This window comes from Exiguobacterium sp. s122 (assembly GCF_018618475.1).
In the GTDB taxonomy this organism is placed as follows: Bacteria; Bacillota; Bacilli; order Exiguobacteriales; family Exiguobacteriaceae; genus Exiguobacterium; species Exiguobacterium himgiriensis.
The window spans coordinates 1,787,978-1,806,777 of record NZ_JACSMD010000001.1; the positions used below are offsets into that span (position 1 = coordinate 1,787,978).

Below are 18,800 nucleotides of genomic sequence, written 5' to 3' on the forward strand. Positions count from 1 at the left end.
CCTACATACAATTTATTCCATAAACATAACATCATTTCCCTTCTTTAGATATATGAAAAAAGACCCGCCAATGACGGGTCTTTGTGACTAACACTTATTTCTTCTCTTTCACTGCCGTACGAATTGACAACTCTTCGAGTTGTGCGTCCGCAACCGGGCTTGGTGCTTGTGTGAGCAAGTCGCTCGCCGAAGCCGTTTTCGGGAAGGCAATCGTATCACGAAGGTTCGAACGTCCCGCAAGAATCATGACGAGACGATCAAGACCGAGCGCAATCCCTGCGTGTGGCGGTGTGCCGTACTCGAACGCTTCGAGCAAGAAGCCAAACTGCTCGACTGCTTCTTCTTCCGTGAAACCGAGCAATTTGAACATCCGCTCTTGAATGTCACGCTCATAAATCCGTTGCGATCCACCGCCGAGCTCATATCCGTTCAAGACGAGGTCGTACGCGAGAGCGCGAACGCTCGCAGGGTCCGTCTCAAGCAAGTGGAGGTCCTCACGGTTTGGCATCGTGAACGGGTGGTGGTTGGCGTAGAAACGGCCGTCTTCTTCTTCGAACGTGACGAGTGGGAAGTCCGTCACCCAAAGGAAGTTGAACTTCGACTCGTCGATCAGACCGAGTTCATGTCCGAGCTTGACGCGAAGCGCGCCGAGGCTGTCCGCGACGACAGTCGGTTTAGCCGCCACGAAGAGGAGAAGGTCGCCCGCTTCCGCGTTCGTTGTTTCAATCAACTTCTGCGCGTACGTCTCATCGAAGAACTTAGCGATTGGTCCGTTCAAGCCTTCCGGTGTCACTTTGAGCCATGCGAGGCCTTTCGCACCGTAAACGGCCGTGAACTCTTGAAGCTTATCGATGTCCTTACGTGAGAACTTGTCGGCTTCCCCTTTAACGTTGATTGCTTTGACGTGGCCGTTTGACTCAAGTGCCATATCAAACACTTTGAAACCGGCTCCCGTGACCGCTTCCGCGACATCGATGAGTTCAAGTCCAAAGCGTGTATCCGGTTTGTCTGAACCAAAACGGCGCATCGCTTCCGCATAAGTCATCCGTTCAAACTTCGCTGGCGTGTCCGTTCGACCAAGCGTCGCTTCCATCACTTGTGCCATCATCGATTCCATCATCGCCATCAAGTCTTCGACGTCCATGAAACTCGTCTCGATGTCGACTTGTGTGAATTCCGGTTGACGGTCAGCCCGAAGGTCTTCGTCACGGAAGCAACGTGCGATTTGGAAGTACCGATCGAACCCGGCTACCATCAAGAGTTGTTTGAAGAGTTGTGGAGATTGTGGGAGCGCATAGAACTCACCGCCGTGGACACGACTCGGGACGAGATAGTCACGCGCGCCTTCCGGTGTCGACTTCGTCAAGATCGGTGTCTCGACTTCAAGGAACTCTTCTTCCGTCAAGAAGTTACGAATCGTGTTCGACGCTTTTGAACGGAGACGGAACGTCTCTTGGAGCGCCGGACGACGGAGATCAAGATAACGATACTTGAGGCGAAGGTCTTCCGATACGTTCTCAGCCTCGTCCCCGATTGGAATCGGTGTCATCTTCGCTGCGTTCAAGATGTTGATTTCTGAAGCGATGACTTCGATGTTCCCCGTCGGCATGTTCGGGTTTTTGTTCTCACGCTCAAGGACTGTTCCTTTAATGTCTAACACGTACTCGCTTCGAATCGACTCGGCGAGTTTATGGACCGCCTCGTTTTCTGGGCGGACGACGACTTGGACAATGCCTGTGCGGTCACGGAGGTCGATGAAGATGAGCCCTCCGAGGTCACGACGTTTTTGAACCCATCCTTTCAATTGTACGTCTTGGCCAATCAGTGACTCGGTCACGCGGCCGTTCATATGTGTGCGTCCAATCATTGTGCTGCTCCTTCCGATAGTTCACGAATTTTGTCTGCGACGGCCGAGAGCGGCACGTCGACTTGTTCCCCTGTCGCCATCACTTTGAGCGACGCCGAGCCGCGCTCGACTTCATCGTCACCGAGGATGACGGTAAATTTCGCCTGCAAGCGGTCGGCTTGCTTGAATTGGCCTTTGAACTTGCGGCCGAGGTAATCACGGTCCGCCTTGAATCCTTCAATCCGAAGGAGTTGCAACAGACGGGTCGCTGTCACTTCGACGTCTTTCCCGCCTTGGGCGACGACGAAGACGTCGAGTCCTGTCTCGAGTGTCGGGAGCACCCCTTCGTTCTCGAGGGCAAGGATGAGACGCTCAAGGCCGATTCCAAAGCCGATTCCCGGCATGTCCGGTCCACCGATATCTTGAACGAGGCCGTTATATCGCCCACCGCCACAAAGCGTCGTGATGGCGCCAAACCCTTCCGCTTCCGACATGATTTCGAACGCCGTGTGCGTATAGTAGTCAAGACCGCGAACAAGTGTTGGATCGACCTCATATGCGACGCCGAGTGCGTCGAGTTGCTCGAGTACCGTATCGAAGTACGCCTTCGACTCGGCATTCAAGAAGTCGAGGATAGATGGCGCTGTCTTCATAGACGGGTGATCGCGGTCAACTTTACAATCAAGCACGCGAAGCGGGTTCTGGTGAAGGCGTGTCTGACAGTCTTGGCATAGTTCATGGGCGACCGGCTCGAAGTGACGGATGAGTGCTTCGCGGTGCGCGTTCCGGCTTTCAGCGTCCCCGAGCGAGTTGACGACGACTTTGATTTTCTTTAAGCCAAACGATTTATAAATCGTATAGGCAAGGCTGATGACTTCAGCGTCGACGGCCGGGTCACTGCTACCGATTGCCTCGACTCCGTATTGGTGCAACTGACGGAAGCGGCCTTTTTGCGGACGCTCATAACGGAACATCGGTCCCATATAATACAGTTTCGTTGGCTGATCCGGGCTACCGAACAGCTTGTTCGTGACGAAAGCACGGACGACCGAGGCCGTTCCTTCGGGACGGAGCGTGTACTCGTCCTTGCCTTTTTTCACGAGCGTGAACATTTCTTTTTGAACGATATCCGTCGTCTCCCCGACGCTTCGAGTAAAGAGATTGGTCGTCTCGAAGATTGGGGTGCGAATTTCTTTATAGTTGTAACGGGCGCTGATGTCGCGTAATTTCTCTTCGACATATTGCCACGTCTCGACCGTGCCTGGGAGCAGGTCTTGTGTACCGCGTGGTGCTTTCATTAACATTTCCCTCCTTAGCATACAAAAAGGCCCTCGTCCGCAAAGGGACGAGAGCCTGTCTAGGTTTCCCGTGGTACCACCCTCGTTGCAGAGCCAATGCTTGAAACTCTGCCACTCGAAATCGGTTAACGCCCGATGAAACGGCTTCCCCTACTATCAGTTCAAGGAAGCACCTCCAAAGTGTCGTTCGGGTCATCATCCAGACGATGCTTTCAGCCGCGGCATCGATCTCTTTACTGGTGGGGTGACCGTACTCTTCTTTATCAAAGGTGTTAGGTTATATGCTTCATCATGCCGAATCACGCCTCGTTCTGTCAAGCGTTTTTTTCGAGCATAAGTGTGACCGGCCCGTCATTGACGAGCGCGACATCCATCATCGCGCCGAACGTGCCCGTCTCGACGACGAGCCCGTGTGTCCGCAGACGATCGTTAAACTTCTCATAGAGCGTTTCCGCGATATCTGGCTTCGCCGCTTGCGTGAAAGCAGGACGACGGCCTTTTAGCGTATCACCGTACAGCGTAAATTGGGACACCGACAACACTTTACCGGCGACGTCTTGAATTGATAAGTTCATCTTCTCATCCGCATCTTCGAAGACGCGGAGTCCGACGACTTTGTCGGCGAGCCAGTTCACTTCTGTTTCGGTATCCTCGTGGGTTACCCCGACGAGGAGAAGATAGCCGACATCAATCTTGCCGACGATTGTCTCGTCCACGGTGACCGATGCTTCTTTCACTCGTTGTAACAATACACGCACTGAAATCTTCCTCTCGTCACGTCATCATGACTCGGCTGACCGAGTACACGTCCGAAATCTGCTTGATTCGGTCGACGACTTTTTGCAAATGGTTCACATTCGGAATCGAGATCGTCATCGAGATACGGGCCTGTTTATTCGTGTCCCCGCGTCCGCTTACGGCTACGATATTCGTGTTCGTCGCCGAGACGGCTTGAAGCACGTCGTTCAAGAGGCCAGAACGGTCGTATCCCGTAATTTCGATATCGACGTTGTAGTTCTTCTCTTTCGCTTGTCCCGCTTCCCACTCGACGGTGAGAAGACGTTCCGGGTGTTGTTCGTTGACGATGTTCAAGCAGTCTTTCCGGTGAATCGAGACGCCGCGTCCACGCGTGATGTACCCGACAATCTCGTCGCCCGGCACCGGGTTACAGCACCGGCTCATTCGGATGAGCATGTTGTCGATCCCTTTGACGGTCACACCTGCCTCGGCCGTCTTCTTCTTCGGCGTCTGGCTCACTTTTAATTCATTGATCGCATCAGACAGTTCAAGTTTCGGCTCTTTCCGTTGTTTCTCCGTCAACTTGTGAGCGACTTGGGCCGCGGTAATACCGTGATAGCCGACAGCCGCATACATCTCTTCCTCGTTCCCGAAGTTGAACTTCTCGACGACGACGGCGAGCGCCTGGTCGTCGATGACTTCTTTCGGTTCGAACCCGAGTTTTTTAATCTCGACCTCGACGAGTTCCTTCCCTTTTTCGACGTTCTCTTCGCGCTGTTGGCGTTTGAACCATTGTCGAATTTTGTTCTTTGCTTGACTTGAGACAGCGAGTTTGAGCCAGTCTTTGCTCGGCCCGTAACTGTGTTTTGATGTGATGATCTCGATGATGTCACCCGTCTCAAGTTTATGGTCAAGCGGCACCATCCGTCCGTTCACTTTCGCCCCGGTCATCCGGTGACCGATCTCCGTGTGAATCCGATACGCGTAGTCGATTGGGACGGAGCCTTTCGGCAACTCAAAGACATCGCCTTTTGGAGTAAAGACGTAGAGCATGTCGCTAAAGAAGTCGACTTTGAGCGATTCCATGAACTCTTCGGCGTCCGTCGTATCTTTTTGTAGCTCGAGAATCTCGCGAAGATGGGCAATCTTTTCATCAAATCCGTTCGTCGCGACATTCTTTCCTTCTTTGTATGCCCAGTGCGCGGCAATCCCGAACTCGGCGATGAAGTGCATGTCTTTTGTCCGAATCTGCACTTCGAGCGGTTCACCTTTCGGTCCGATTACCGTCGTGTGAAGCGATTGATACATGTTTGGCTTCGGCATGGCGATGTAGTCTTTGAAGCGACCTGGCATCGGTTTGTATTGCGTATGGATGATCCCGAGGACAGCGTAGCAGTCGCGAATCGAATCGACGATAATCCGCACGGCCATCAAGTCGTAAATCTCGTTGAATTCTTTCTTATGCTTCACCATCTTGTTGTAGATGGAATAGATGTGTTTAGGCCGACCGTTCACGTCCGCCTCGATGCTCACTTCTTCGAGGACGGCGTTCACTTCCGTGATGACCGACGTGACGAGCGCTTCCCGCTCAGTCCGTTTCTGCTTCATCATCGAGACGATCTTGTAGTACTGCTGCGGGTTGATATATCGTAACGAAATATCTTCGAGCTCCCACTTGATCGTCGAGATCCCCATTCGGTGTGCGAGCGGGGCAAAGATTTCAAGCGTCTCTTCGGCTTTTTGGACTTGTTTCTCTTTCGGCATATGCTGAAGCGTCCGCATGTTGTGTAGCCGGTCGGCGAGCTTGATCAAAATGACGCGCACGTCTTCTGCCATCGCGATAATCATTTTACGATGGTTTTCGGCGAGCTCTTCTTTCTTCGACTTATACTTGATCTTCCCAAGCTTTGTGACACCGTCGACGAGCATCGCCACGTCCGCACCAAACTCATCCGCCAGCTCCTTAAGCGTCACGTCCGTGTCTTCAACGACATCGTGCAAAAGTGCCCCGATAATCGTCGTCGCGTCGAGTCCGATATCGACGAGAATCCCGGCCACTTGGACCGGGTGGAGGATGTAAGGTTCGCCGGAACGTCTGAACTGACCGGTATGATGCAGTTTTGCGTATTCGTAAGCGCGCTTCACTTCGGCAATGTCGTCTTCAACCATATACTCCCCGAGCGCGTCGAGAAGGTCCTCAATACTTACGATTTGTTTTTTGGTCATAACATTCGACACCCTTTTTTCTTTACCGCCCCAATCGTCTCGGATTCGACGCAGCATCATAGTAGTGAACGTACATGTACATTCTAATTTTACTTACTATTATCAAAAAAATCTGACGACCTGTCAAAGGTTGCGGGTTATTTTACCCGAAAACTATTCAAAAAAGGGAAGCCGTCGCTTCCCCTTCAATCATTCTTCGTAACGGATGAGCGAGAAGATATCGTAACCTTCGAGACGCTCACGTCCGCCGAGGCCGTCAAGCTCAATCAAGAACCCGATTCCTGCGACGACACCGCCGAGTTGTTCAATCATTTTAATCGTCGCTTCAATCGTGCCACCTGTCGCGAGCAAGTCATCCAAAATGACGACTTGTTGACCCGGTTTGATTGAATCTTTGTGCATCGTCAAGATGTCTGTGCCGTACTCGAGACCGTATGCGACGCGCACCGTCTCACGTGGTAACTTGCCTTCTTTACGAACCGGCACGAAGCCGATTTCGAGAGCGTATGCAGCTGGGCAACCGACGACGAAGCCGCGCGCTTCAGGACCGGCGATAAGTTCTGCGCCGCGCTCTTGTGCATAGGCGACGAGCTCGTCGACCGCTTTCTTGTACGCAACACCGTCTTGCATCAATGACGTGATGTCTTTAAAGCTGATCCCTTCTTTCGGGTAATCTGCTACTTCTTTAATATGTTGTTTGAAATCCATTTTATGAGTAAGCCTCCTGCATCTTGTTCGATCGCAACGTTTGTAACCGCTCTTTCAGTTCCGCCAACGACGCGTAGATGTAACGCTCCTCGAGTTGTTGTTTCCCGACTCGACGTTTATAGCATGGCGCTTCCGTTAAATCACGCTTTGGCGCTTCCGGATTTACTCCAGGCAGTCCGTCTTCCATTGTAACAAGAAATTCGAGTTCAGAGAATACTTGATGCATAAATTGAATCGTATTTTTTGACCATTTTCGCTCGATTGAGAGGCGAATCAAGTTTTCACGTAAGTTTTTCCGTTCGCACGTCGCCATGTGGACGTAATATGTTCGGAAATCCTCCCGTGTCGGTAACTTCTCAAATAGCGAGTCGCTTTGACCGAACGCACAGTAGATCCGTTCGACTCCTTCATGAAGCCGGTCGGCGAGTTCGGATTCGTCGTCCGGCAAGTCGAGAAGGACGACGAACCGGTTAAGCGGCTCGTCACGCTCGTGGAGCGGAAACGGCTTGGACGTCCCTTGGAAAGATAGGAACGACGTCGCATCTTTCGGCAACTCATCTAGTTCTTGGAGCGACTTTTTCTTACCGCGATAGTCGAATACTTGGAAGTCGTCGACGCGCATGTCTTGAATCATCAGTTGTGGCTTGCGCATCCCGTTCCATTCATTCACTTGAAGGCTGCCCATGAGCGAGACGTGGGCCATCTTCGAAATTTCCGAAACGACGTGGCCGAAGCCGAACCCGATGCCGTCGAGTTCACGCTTATCGCCGGCGAGTTGCACTTTCAAATGCGAATTGTCACGTCCGATTTGGCGGATATCACGGAGTTTCGCGTCCGCGACGACGACGCGGGGCGATGGGTTGCCCATCCCGAACGGGGCGAGTTTGTTGATTTCGGCGATCAAATCGAGCGTCACATCGTTCACGTCGAGTTTCAAGTCGACGTTGACTCGTGCGACGAACGTCTCGTCCGGAATCGATTCGGCCTGTTCGTTCAAGCGTTTCCGAAGCTCGGCGACGTTTTCAGACAAGAGCGTCATCCCGGCTGCGGCCGGATGTCCACCAAAGTGCGGGAGGATGTCTTCGTTTTTCGACAGCTCCTTGAACAAATCGAAGCCATCAATCGAACGGCCAGACCCCTTCGCTTTCCCTGTCTCCGGGTCGTGACAGAGCAAAATGACCGGACGGTAATACGCCTCAACGAGACGCGACGCGACGATTCCAACGACACCAGGGTTCCAACGTTCGCTCGCGACGACGAGGACGCGGTCGTTCGTCATCGAGGCCTCGACGAGCTCGGTCGCCTCTTTGGCAATCGTCTTGACGATGTCTTGCCGCTCTTTGTTCTGTTTATCGAGTTGCTTCGCGAGAACGAGCGCTTCCTCTTCTGTCTCGGCGAGGAGCATTTGAAGCGCAGGCATCGCCGAATCGAGACGTCCGGCCGCATTAATGCGTGGGCCGAAGGCGAAGCCGACCGATTCCTCATTGAGTGGAGCATCCGTCAACGCACACACTTCGCGTAGCGCGAGGATTCCAGGCCGCGTCGACTCGTCGAGCGCCTTCAATCCAAGCTTCGCTAAAAGACGGTTCTCACCGTCGAGCGGGACGAGGTCAGCGATTGTCCCGAGGACAGCCAAATCGAGCAACTCTTCCGGCATCCGGCCGAGCACTGCATGTGCGACTTTCAAGGCGACACCGGCACCGGCCAACTTATCGTATGGATAGGTGGCGTCGATGTGCGGATGGATGATGGCGAACGCGTCCGGAAGCGTCTCTTTTGGCTCGTGGTGGTCGGTAAGAATCAAGTCGACCCCGAGTTCCTTCAAGAGCGCCGCTTCTTCAATTCCTGAGATGCCGCAGTCGACCGTGATGATGAGCGTGAACCCTTCGTTCGCGGCCCAACTGAACGCCTCTTTGTTCGGCCCATATCCTTCGGTAAACCGGTTTGGGATATAACACTCGGCCATGACGCCAATTTCGGTCAAGGCGTGCCACATGACGGCCGAAGCGCTGACGCCATCGACATCATAGTCCCCGTAAATCAGCACCATTTCGCCGTCGTCCGCGGCCCGTTTGACGCGCTCGACGACTTTCGTCATCTGTTCAAATAAGTATGGATCGTGAAACGTGAGCTCGTCTTCGACGTGAAGAAACGTGCGCGCCGCCTCGACATGATCGTGCCCACGCTCGACGAGCAACGTCGCGAGTTGAGCGGATATATTTAATTCGGTTTGGATTCGTTCGACAGCGGTCGCATCCGTCTCCGGATACACCCACCTTTTTTTTGCATGATACATGTCCTTCACTCCAATCAACTGTTGATTATATCAGAAGGAACGATCGATGTGCCGTCTTGACATTTGAAAAGGTCCCCCGACTGAAGTCGGGAGACCGTTGGATTACGCCTCTGGTGCGGGCTCTGCTTTCTTTTTGTTGAGCGTCATTTTTTTCAATAAGAGCCAGAGGTATGAGGCGATGAAAATCGACGAGTACATACCCATGAACAGACCGACGAGAAGCGCGACCGAGAAGCCGCGAATCGATTCGGCGCCGAACACGTACAACGCGAACGCTGTCAGGATGACAGTGATGACCGTGTTGACCGAACGGACGATTGTCTCTTGAATCGATTGGTTGATGATGGAACGATACACGTCCATCGATTTGATTTTTCGTTCTTTCTCATACGCTTGAATGTTCTCACGGACACGGTCGAACGTGACAATCGTATCGTTGACCGAGTAACCGATAATCGTCAAAATCGCGGCGACAAAGTACAAGTTGACCTCGATGCCGAAGATGGAGAACGCGACAATCATAAAGAACGCATCATGTAGCATCGCAATCACCGTTGCGAGTGCGTACGAGAACTCGAATCGGAACGTGATATACAGAATGATCCCGAGCGACGCGAGCGCGACCGCATAGAGGGCATTTCGCGCGATGTCTCGGCCGACTTCGGCAGACACGGTACTAATGTTTGGGTCGCTGCCAAACGTCTCCGTGAAGACGTCTTTGACAGAAGCGACGTCTTGTTGTCCGAGCTGGCCGACGAACGTCACGTTTGCGAGCGTGCCGCCTTCCGCATATTGGACCGACGAAATTGTTTCGTCGACGCCTGCCTCGCGGAACGCTGCTTCGAGTTCTTCTTGTGACACTTGTGTCTCGGATTGAACTTCGACCCGTGTCCCAGACGCAAAGTCAATCCCGAGGTTGAGGCCGCGGAACAACAAGATACCGAGACCGATGATGACGATGGCGCACGAGACGAGGAACATCGTACGCATATGTTTCACATAGTTCCATTCAGTGAGCTTAAAGTTCACGGATTTCACTCTCCTTCACACCAAACCATCCTTTGCGTTTGTCGAACAGACGACTGGAAACGAGGAGGTGCATCAAATAACGTGAGATGAAGACGTTCGAGATGAACGTCATCGCGATTGAGATCATGAGCATAATCGCAAAGCCTTTGACCGAACTCGTCCCAAAGTAGAACAAGACCGCTGCCGAGATGAGCGTCGTCAAGTTGGCATCGATGATCGTGCTGAGCGAGCGGCGGTTACCGGCACGGAACGCCGACAAGACCGATTTTCCAGAACGGAGTTCATCTTTAATCCGTTCTGCCGTGATGATGTTCGCATCGACTGCCATCCCGACACCGAGGACGAGAGCCGCGATTCCTGGCAGAGTCAAGACGGCGTTGATTCCGTTAAAGAACAACATAATCAAGTTAATGTAGAGCACGAGCGTGATAATTGAGACGAGGCCCGGCAAACGATAGAAGAACAACATGAACAAGAAGACCGCGGCAATCCCGATTAATGATGCGAAGACCGTCTTGTCGAGCGCGTCTTGACCGAACTGGGCCGATACCGACGTCGAGTAAATCTCTTCAAGTTTGACCGGAAGCGCACCCGCGTTCAAAATGTCAGCAAGGCGTTGGCCGCTCTCGGCGTCAATGCCGCCACCTGAGATGATGGCTTTATCCGAAAGAATCGGAGATGTGACGGATGCGTCCGACACGATCTTCGAGTTCTCTTTTTGAATCTCTTCTTCGTACGTGTCGCCTTCTTCATAGTCCAACCAGATGACGAGACGGTTTTCCGGCGGTTGACGCTGCGCGATTTGCGACGTCACTTCACCGAACTTGTCGGCCGACTGGAGCGTCAACTCGACGACCGGCTGGCCTTGCTGGTTATAGCTGAGGGCGGCGCCGCGCGGCGCGAGATCTTTCCCGTCGAGAAGGACGTTGTCATCGATGTCACGGAACGTGAGTTGCGCTGTTGATGACAATACTTCTCGCGCATCGTTTTGGTTCGATACGCCCGCAAGCTGGACGCGGATTCGGTTACTGTCCTCGATGCGGATGTCTGGTTCCGATACCCCGAGAACGTTAACCCGGTTGTTGATGGCGCGAACGGTTGCATTCATCGCCGACTGGTCGATGACGTCCCCGTCTTCGAGCGGCTGTACTTCATACAGCACTTCGAATCCGCCTTTTAAGTCGAGACCGAGGTTCGTGTTCTTCACGACCCACGGCGTCGTAAAGACGGCAAGTAGGATCGTTGCAATCATGATGACCGCAAAGATCGCGATATTCCCTTTTTTGTACATACGACAATTTCCTTTCTACACCACAGGTTCTTTTGAAAATCTTCTCTCGTTAACATTACAAATATTCTAAACATTTATCAATCGTTTTCCTAAAATTGTAACACCAAAGCGACCATTTCCCATGTTTCAATTTGCGCAAGCGACTAAATGTTGCGCGAGGGCAAAACTTATTGTATGCTGAATTTATCGAAAACTAAAATTGATAATGTAAAGGAGTCCTTGAACATGGACAGTACGATTATTTACGCCTTTTTACTCACCTTATTCGCTGGACTCGCGACCGGCATCGGGAGTATGATCGCGTTCTTCGCCAAACGGACGAATACGGCCTTTTTATCCGTATCCCTCGGTTTCTCCGGCGGGGTCATGATTTACGTCTCGTTCGTCGAGATTTTCCCGAAAGCGCTCGAAGAACTGATTGGTGCCCACGGGGAACAAGCTGGTACGATTTATACAGTGCTCGCCTTCTTCGGCGGCATGCTCCTCATTGGGCTGATTGACAAGTTCATTCCGTCTCCAGAAAACCCACATGAGGTCAAGTTCGTCGAAACGATGCAACACGACCCGTCCACACAGGAATTGGCTACGACAGCAACGGCACAGGCGCCTTTAAACGAAGCGTCAAAAAAACGTCTCCATAAGATGGGACTGTTCATGGCGCTTGCGATCACAATCCACAACTTCCCGGAAGGGCTCGCGACGTTCGTCTCGGCATTGAATGATCCTGCCGTCGGTCTCGCGATTGCCATCGCAATCGCCCTTCACAATATTCCAGAAGGGATTGCGGTGTCGGTCCCAATCTATTATGCGACCGGTTCCCGGAAAAAAGCGCTCAAGTATTCCTTCTTGTCAGGGCTTGCCGAACCGGCTGGTGCGATCGTCGGCTTCCTTATCCTCATGCCGTTTTTGAGCGATACGGTATTCGGACTGTTGTTTGCCGCCGTCGGAGGCATCATGGTCTTCATCTCGCTCGACGAGTTGTTACCGGCCGCCCGAGAGTACGGTCGTGCCCATCATGCGGTCTATGGCATGGTCGCAGGGATGATGGTCATGGCGACGAGTCTCGTTTTATTAATGTGATATGTCTTTAAACTATTTATAAGGAGACGAAAGCTTGCTAATGTGCATGCTTTCGTCTCTTTCGTTGTTTTTGATGTGGCCTTCAAGACTTCTTTTCCAAATTTTAGTGTGATAAGGTAAGGGTGTTTAGGAGGGCATTCCATGAGGCAAACAACGAAAGAATGGATCTATATTTTATTACTTGCAACCGTGACTGGGCTGTACTTTTTCGTCGATTCAATGAACGATACGATAAAATCGATCATTACCATCATAGTATTTTTTATCGTCCTCATCCTTAAATGGTTTGTTCTATCAGTAAAGGATGAAAAAGCCCATGACCACTAAGACTACGTCATCATCAATCATGAGCTGGAGTGATTGGATTTTACTCCTCGTCGTCGCGATAATAGGAGCTGGAATGTACATGCTGTTGAATGAAGCGGTGAACAATACTGTTCTCGTTTTATCCATAGCTGTGACCGGCTTCATCATCGGCAAGCTATCTAACATATTTTTTCATACGCAACATCGAGACTAGACCTTTTATTAGAGTGAGTATGACGAAAAGTCATGGTTCAGCGCAACTGAACCATGACTTTTTTATAGATTGCGAATGTTTTCTTCATCTGACGTTTTAAACAGATGTACGAGGTCTTTTAATTCAACTGACATATGGCTCATCGTTTCGGCGATGCTGTTAATCTCTTGAATCGCTGCGAGTTGCTGCTCGACGTTCGCACCTGCTTCTTCAACGCTTTGTTGGGTCGACACGGCGTTCGTCGACATATCCTCGACGGAGACCGCGACTTCCGTCGTGTTCGCGCTCACTTCTTCGGTGGCAGCCGCAATCTCGCTCATTTGGCGAGACGTATCTTGGATGACGGAGACGATCTCTTTAAACGCTCCGGCAACTTCGCCCATCTGTGCGACCCCGTTCGAGACGTGATTACTCGTCACCTCAAACGCTGATTCGACTTGGAGTGTATCGCGCTGGATATCGCCGACGACAGCTTGAATCTGTTTAGCTGACTGTTTCGACTCCTCGGCAAGTTTCCGAACCTCGGCCGCGACGACGGCGAATCCTTTCCCATGTTCCCCGGCTCGAGCGGCTTCGATTGCGGCGTTCAACGCGAGCAAATTTGTCTGCTCGGTGATGGCCGTGATCGAACGCGTGATTTTCTCAATTTCGAGCGACTGGTTCGAGAGACGTTTCACCATCTGTTCGGTCAAGTCGTTCGCCCGTTGAATCTCTTGCATTCTCGCCTCAGCGAGTTGAATCGTCTCGAGCCCCCCGCTCGCCGCTTCGAGCGTATGGATGGTTTGCTCGTTAACGCCTTGGGAGGCCGCAGCGATTTGATTCAGACCGAGGACGGCTTGGTTGACGCCTGACGTCCCTTCCTCGGCTCGTTTCGCCGATACTTGCGCGGCGAGGTTCATCTCTTCAAACAAACCGGCGACGCCTTGCGTCGTCGTGGCGACGTGATCGGTGCTCGCGTATAGATTTTCCGAATAGGCGGTCACTTTCTCAGACGCTGCCCCGACTTGACGAATCAAGCCGACGAGATTTCGTTTCATATCATTGAACGCTGACACGAGGTCACCGAGTTCGTCGTTCGACTCGACCTCGATGTCCCCTCCTGTCAAATCACCTTCTGCGACGACACGCGCCTCTTTCACAAGACGATTGATCGGTCGAAGGAATAGCTTTTGTAAGGCGATGAGAGAAAAGACGCCAACTCCGACACCGATAACACTAATGATGATCATCCAAACAATCGATTGCCCAGCTCCGGCTTGCACCGCATCCGTCTCCCCTGCGAGAAGTTCAGTTTGGTGAGCGACAAGGTCGGTCACGGTCATCCGGACGCGATCGGTCGTCGGCGTCACGCTCGTATTGAGCACCGTCTTAAACCCAATTTCGTCTTGTTGTTGCCGCAGGTCGATTGCGCGAGCCATCTCGGTGTCGAGGTGTTGATTGAATTTTTCTAAGTCGGCAATCTTACCGAGTACTGTCTCGTCGGCCGTGGCCGCTTTCAACGAACTCATCAATTCGTCCCGCTTGGCTTGCGTCGCTTCCAAGCTGATGAGCGTCTTCGGGTTCGAGACGAGTAAATAGTAATTTAAATAACGTTCCGCATCCGTCACCGTGAGCGCCAAGTCTTCGGCCATCAACATCTGGTTGACCCCTTCATTTAAGACGCGGTCATAGTCAGACGTTGCCCGTTGCAACTGATACGAGCCCAAGCCTCCAACGAGGAGGAGCGCGACAATCGTCGGGATGAGGGCGATCGCCATCTTCCGACGCATCGAAGCCCGTCCTTTCTGCTTCTTCGGCCGCACGTGTCGTTTCCAGTTCGTCAACGGTTGAATCCATCGTTTCACGTCCATGTTCATTCTCCTTCGTTTCCAAATTCTTCTCAACTTGACATTAATGCAAACGTTTTCACGAATCAATTTGATTTTTGGAAATGAGGTCGATGATTCGACGTATTGACGAAGTTTGACAAAAATCAGTCACTTCAGGTATTGTTTTAATCGTAACAATTACTATTTAAGAGGTGCATTATGATTCCTTCTCATACAAGACTTTTAATCATCGGTGGCGGCATCCATGGAACGACCCTCGCTGTCGCTTATCTCGAGCAAGGCGGGCAACTCGAAGACTTGTTAATTGTGGACGCGAACGCGGAGTTGCTCGCCAACTGGAAACGACAGACGTCGACAATCGAAATGACCCATCTACGGTCAACGCGAGTCCATCACGTCTCCTCGAACCCACACGCCTTGAAGCAGTTCGCAAGCCGGCATGACTACGGGTCGCATCATTTTAAAGACCGGTTCGGGCGTCCTTCGCTCGCCATGTTCAACGACCACTGCGAGCAGACGATAAAAGAATTGAAGCTCGCTACACGCTTTATCGGAAACGAGGCCGTTCAATCGATCGAACGAAAAGATACGTTTGTCGTTCAGACAACGAATCGACGGATTACGGCGGAAACGGTCATCGTCTCGACCGGACAATCAAATACGATGCACATCCCAGATTGGGCAAACCTCTCGACGTGCCGCCATGTCTTCTCAACCCCCCATGTTGCTGAACAGGCGAACGTGACGGTCGTCGGCGGAGGCATCACGGCGCTCCACTATACGCTTGCCCGTATCAACAAAGGGCATCATGTCACGCTCGTCACGAAACGTCCGCTCGAAGTAAGCCAATTCGACGCCGACCGAAGTTTCATGGGGCCTAAAGGGCTCCGAGCCTTTCACCGCTTAGGGGACGATTGGCGCGAAAAACGAGCGTTTGTGAAACGAGAACGGAAACCAGGTTCGTCACCGAACGACCTCGTTTTAAAGGTCAAACGACTCATCTTGACAGGACAAGTCCGTCACCTCATTGGGGAGACGGTCCGTGACGGTGATGTACTTTACGTCGATGGGCAAATCGTGCCTTCTGAAGAGGTCGTCTGTTGTACGGGCATCCGTCCGCTCGAGCCGATCCATTCGTTTCTACGCCCACTCTTAGAACAACTGTCACTACCGCTCACCCCGTGCGGTACGCCAGTACTTGACGACACCCTTGCCTGGACAGACGGTCTTTATATGACCGGTCCATACGCCGACCTCGTGCTCGGCCCGTTTGCCCGCGCTATTTACGGCGGTCAAGAGGCAGCGCGACGAATCGTGCCCCGGCTATTCGAGGCAAAACAAAAAGTCTGACCGGATTCGGTCAGACTTTTTTGCTTACTCCGCGAACGAAGCGTTTGCTTTTTTGACGACTTCAGCGATTGCGCTCCGGTTGAAACGGAGAAGCGACTGGTCGCACTTCAAGACGACTTGCGTGTCTTCGATTTGATGGACGACACCGTGAAGGCCGCCGATTGTCACGACGTGATCCCCACGCTCAAGCGCGTTTTGCATCGTTTGAACTGCTTTCTGTCGTTTCGTCTGTGGACGGATCAACAAGAAGTAGAACACGACGAAAATAAGGATCATCGGTAATAGTGCTACGAGAGTTTCCATGCGTAAAATTCACCCTTTCCTTCAATATCAGGTTCATTATACCGTGAAACTGAAACGTTGTCACACAATGACTGTGGAAGAATTAGAAATTCTTGGCGTTCGGTTTATTGTAGCCGTATTCTTCGAAGAACTCTTCTTTGAAATCAAGGAGACGGTCTTCGCGAATCGCTTGGCGCACTTGTTCCATCAACTTCACGAGGAAGTGAAGGTTGTGCGTCGTGCAAAGGTGAAGCCCGAACATCTCGTCCGCACGAATCAAGTGATGAACGTATGCGCGCGAATAGTTCTTACACGTATGGCAATCACACTTCTCATCGATAGGACCGAAGTCGGTCTTATGTTTCGCATGTTTGATCGTCACGCGCCCTTTTGACGTCATGAGCGTCCCGTTTCGGGCGATACGTGTCGGCAAGACGCAGTCGAACATATCGATTCCACGAATCGAGCCTTCAATCAAAGCGTCCGGTGAGCCGACGCCCATCAAGTAACGTGGCTTGTTCTCCGGCATGAACGGCGTCGTGAACTCGAGCGCGCGATACATGACGTCTTTCGGTTCGCCGACCGACAACCCGCCGACCGCATAACCTGGGAAGTCGAGTGAGACGAGGTCAGCCGCACTTTGACGACGAAGGTCCTCGTATTCGCCACCTTGAATGATGCCGAATAGCGCCTGATCCTCAGGCCGTTCATGCGCCGCGAGGCAACGCTCCGCCCAACGGCTCGTCCGCTCGACCGACTTCTTCATATACTCATGAGTCGCCGGGAACGGCGGACACTCGTCGAACGCCATCATGATGTCCGAGCCGAGCGCATTCTGAATTTCCATCGCCTTCTCCGGTGACAGGAACAATTTATCCCCGTTTAAATGGTTGCGGAAATGGACACCTTCCTCTTGGATATTTCGAAGGTCGGCAAGTGAGAACACTTGGAAGCCACCCGAATCCGTCAAGATGGCGCCGTCCCAATTCATAAATTTATGAAGGCCACCCGCTTGTTTGACGACCTCATGTCCCGGACGAATCCAGAGGTGGTACGTGTTTGAGAGGATGATGTTCGCACCCATCGCTTTCACTTGTTCCGGGGCCATCGTCTTCACGCTCGCTTGCGTTCCGACCGGCATAAAGACAGGTGTCTCGAACGACCCGTGCGGCGTATGGACGATTCCGTGCCGCGCTCCTGTCTGCTTACATGTGTGAATGTGTTCGTATGTGACTGCGTGTTTGGTCATTTGATTTCTTCCTTCCTCGTAATGAGCATCGCATCTCCAAAACTGAAGAAGCGGTAACGTTCTTGTACCGCAGTGCGGTAGGCGTTCAAGATGATGTCGCGTGACGCGAACGCCGAGACGAGCATGACGAGCGTCGACTTCGGCAAATGGAAGTTCGTAATGAGTCCATCAATCGCCAATAAGTCTACCCCTGGGTAAATAAAGATGTCCGTCCAGCCCGATGACTCGACGAAGTCCCCATGGTCGCGCACGATCGTCTCGAGCGTCCGTGTCGATGTCGTCCCGACGGCGAAGACGCGGCCGCCGTTTGCCCGGACGTCGCGAAGTGCCTTAGCCGAGGCCTCTGACAACTCGAAATATTCGCTATGCATCGTATGCTCTTCAATCGAATCCGCCGTCACTGGACGAAACGTACCGAGCCCGACGTGGAGCGTGAGCGGAATGAGCTGGACGCCTTTCGCTTTTGCTGCATCGAGTAACTCTTCCGTAAAGTGGAGACCGGCCGTCGGTGCAGCCGCGCTTCCTCGTTCACGAGCATACACCGTCTGATAACGGTCTTGGTCATCGAGCTGCTCTCGGATGTATGGCGGTAGCGGCATCGTACCGAGCTCATCTAAAATTTCATAAAAGATGCCGTCATAATCAAATTTGAAGCGACGTCCACCTTCCGGCAGTTCCTCGACACATTCGGCACGGAGAAGTCCATTCCCGAACTCGACGATGGCGCCGACGCGTACTTTCTTTGCCGGCTTGACGAGCGCTTCCCAGACGTCATCTTCGGTCTGCTTCAAAAGAAGCAGCTCGACCTTTCCACCCGTCTCTTGCTTCGCCCCGAACAGTCGAGCCGGGAGCACGCGCGAATCGTTGACGACGAGGGCGTCTCCCGCCTGTAAGTACTCGAGCACGTCACGGAAATGACGATGTTCGATGGCGCCGGTTTCGCGGTCGAGGACGAGCAAGCGTGAGCTCGTCCGGTCGAGAAGCGGCACTTGGGCAATTAGTTCTTCTGGTAATTCAAAATCATAATCGTTCACGTTCAATTGGATGTCTTGCATATC

13 protein-coding genes, 1 pseudogene and 1 other annotated feature are annotated in these 18,800 nt (G+C 52.4%); of the genes and pseudogenes, 3 read left to right on the top strand and 11 right to left on the bottom strand.

What is annotated here, in order from left to right; genetic code table 11:
• Positions 1 to 94 precede the first annotated feature (94 nt).
• The 7 genes and pseudogenes from aspS to secD all read right to left on the bottom strand — a co-directional run bounded on the left by aspS (position 95) and on the right by secD (position 11,432).
• On the bottom strand, positions 95 to 1,867 hold the full coding sequence (aspS, locus tag KNP92_RS09245) for an aspartate--tRNA ligase (RefSeq protein ID WP_214839694.1): 1,773 nt from the start codon (positions 1,865 to 1,867) through the stop codon (positions 95 to 97).
• Entirely contained in the window at positions 1,864 to 3,144 is a 1,281-nt protein-coding gene (gene hisS, locus KNP92_RS09250) for a histidine--tRNA ligase (RefSeq protein WP_285801062.1), read from the bottom strand. The genes aspS and hisS overlap by 4 nt, the downstream gene beginning before the upstream one ends.
• Before the next feature lie 40 nt (positions 3,145 to 3,184).
• Positions 3,185 to 3,420: a binding site (T-box leader), on the bottom strand.
• Between the two features lie 38 nt (positions 3,421 to 3,458).
• The gene (gene dtd, locus KNP92_RS09255) at positions 3,459 to 3,902 is read right to left on the bottom strand and encodes a D-aminoacyl-tRNA deacylase (RefSeq protein WP_214839698.1); all 444 of its coding nucleotides are present in this window, start codon (positions 3,900 to 3,902) and stop codon (positions 3,459 to 3,461) included.
• A gap of 16 nt (positions 3,903 to 3,918) precedes the next feature.
• The gene (locus KNP92_RS09260; protein WP_214839701.1) at positions 3,919 to 6,108 is read right to left on the bottom strand and encodes a RelA/SpoT family protein; all 2,190 of its coding nucleotides are present in this window, start codon (positions 6,106 to 6,108) and stop codon (positions 3,919 to 3,921) included.
• A gap of 189 nt (positions 6,109 to 6,297) precedes the next feature.
• The gene (locus KNP92_RS09265; protein ID WP_214839703.1) at positions 6,298 to 6,816 is read right to left on the bottom strand and encodes an adenine phosphoribosyltransferase; all 519 of its coding nucleotides are present in this window, start codon (positions 6,814 to 6,816) and stop codon (positions 6,298 to 6,300) included.
• A 1-nt stretch (position 6,817) separates the two neighbouring features.
• Positions 6,818 to 9,112, bottom strand: coding sequence for a single-stranded-DNA-specific exonuclease RecJ (recJ, locus tag KNP92_RS09270; RefSeq protein WP_214839705.1), 2,295 nt, complete (start codon positions 9,110 to 9,112; stop codon positions 6,818 to 6,820).
• A gap of 102 nt (positions 9,113 to 9,214) precedes the next feature.
• Positions 9,215 to 11,432, bottom strand: a pseudogene (gene secD, locus KNP92_RS15945) (protein translocase subunit SecD).
• A 225-nt stretch (positions 11,433 to 11,657) separates the two neighbouring features.
• On the opposite strand from secD, the gene zupT reads away from it, so the two are divergent.
• Both zupT and KNP92_RS09290 read left to right on the top strand, forming a co-directional pair.
• Positions 11,658 to 12,512, top strand: a complete 855-nt coding sequence (gene zupT, locus KNP92_RS09285; protein ID WP_214839709.1) for a zinc transporter ZupT — start codon at positions 11,658 to 11,660, stop codon at positions 12,510 to 12,512.
• Between the two features lie 346 nt (positions 12,513 to 12,858).
• Entirely contained in the window at positions 12,859 to 13,032 is a 174-nt protein-coding gene (locus KNP92_RS09290; protein WP_214839710.1) for a hypothetical protein, read from the top strand.
• Positions 13,033 to 13,094: 62 nt separating this feature from the next.
• Here the strand turns inward: KNP92_RS09290 and KNP92_RS09295 are convergent, their stop codons facing one another.
• Positions 13,095 to 14,882, bottom strand: a complete 1,788-nt coding sequence (locus tag KNP92_RS09295) for a methyl-accepting chemotaxis protein (protein ID WP_214839711.1) — start codon at positions 14,880 to 14,882, stop codon at positions 13,095 to 13,097.
• Between the two features lie 177 nt (positions 14,883 to 15,059).
• Between KNP92_RS09295 and KNP92_RS09300 the strand changes: the two genes are divergently transcribed.
• Complete coding sequence (locus tag KNP92_RS09300; protein WP_214839712.1) at positions 15,060 to 16,211, top strand: FAD-dependent oxidoreductase; 1,152 nt, start codon at positions 15,060 to 15,062, stop codon at positions 16,209 to 16,211.
• A gap of 24 nt (positions 16,212 to 16,235) precedes the next feature.
• On the opposite strand, the gene yajC is transcribed toward KNP92_RS09300, so the two are convergent.
• The 3 genes from yajC to queA form a co-directional block, all read right to left on the bottom strand.
• A complete protein-coding gene (yajC, locus tag KNP92_RS09305; protein ID WP_214839713.1) occupies positions 16,236 to 16,514 on the bottom strand; it encodes a preprotein translocase subunit YajC in 279 nt (92 codons plus the stop codon).
• 82 nt (positions 16,515 to 16,596) lie between these two features.
• On the bottom strand, positions 16,597 to 17,742 hold the full coding sequence (tgt, locus tag KNP92_RS09310) for a tRNA guanosine(34) transglycosylase Tgt (RefSeq protein WP_214839714.1): 1,146 nt from the start codon (positions 17,740 to 17,742) through the stop codon (positions 16,597 to 16,599).
• Positions 17,739 to 18,782: a tRNA preQ1(34) S-adenosylmethionine ribosyltransferase-isomerase QueA gene (gene queA / locus KNP92_RS09315; RefSeq protein WP_214840301.1), complete on the bottom strand. Its 1,044-nt coding sequence runs from the start codon at positions 18,780 to 18,782 to the stop codon at positions 17,739 to 17,741. The genes tgt and queA overlap by 4 nt, the downstream gene beginning before the upstream one ends.
• Positions 18,783 to 18,800: the final 18 nt, after the last annotated feature.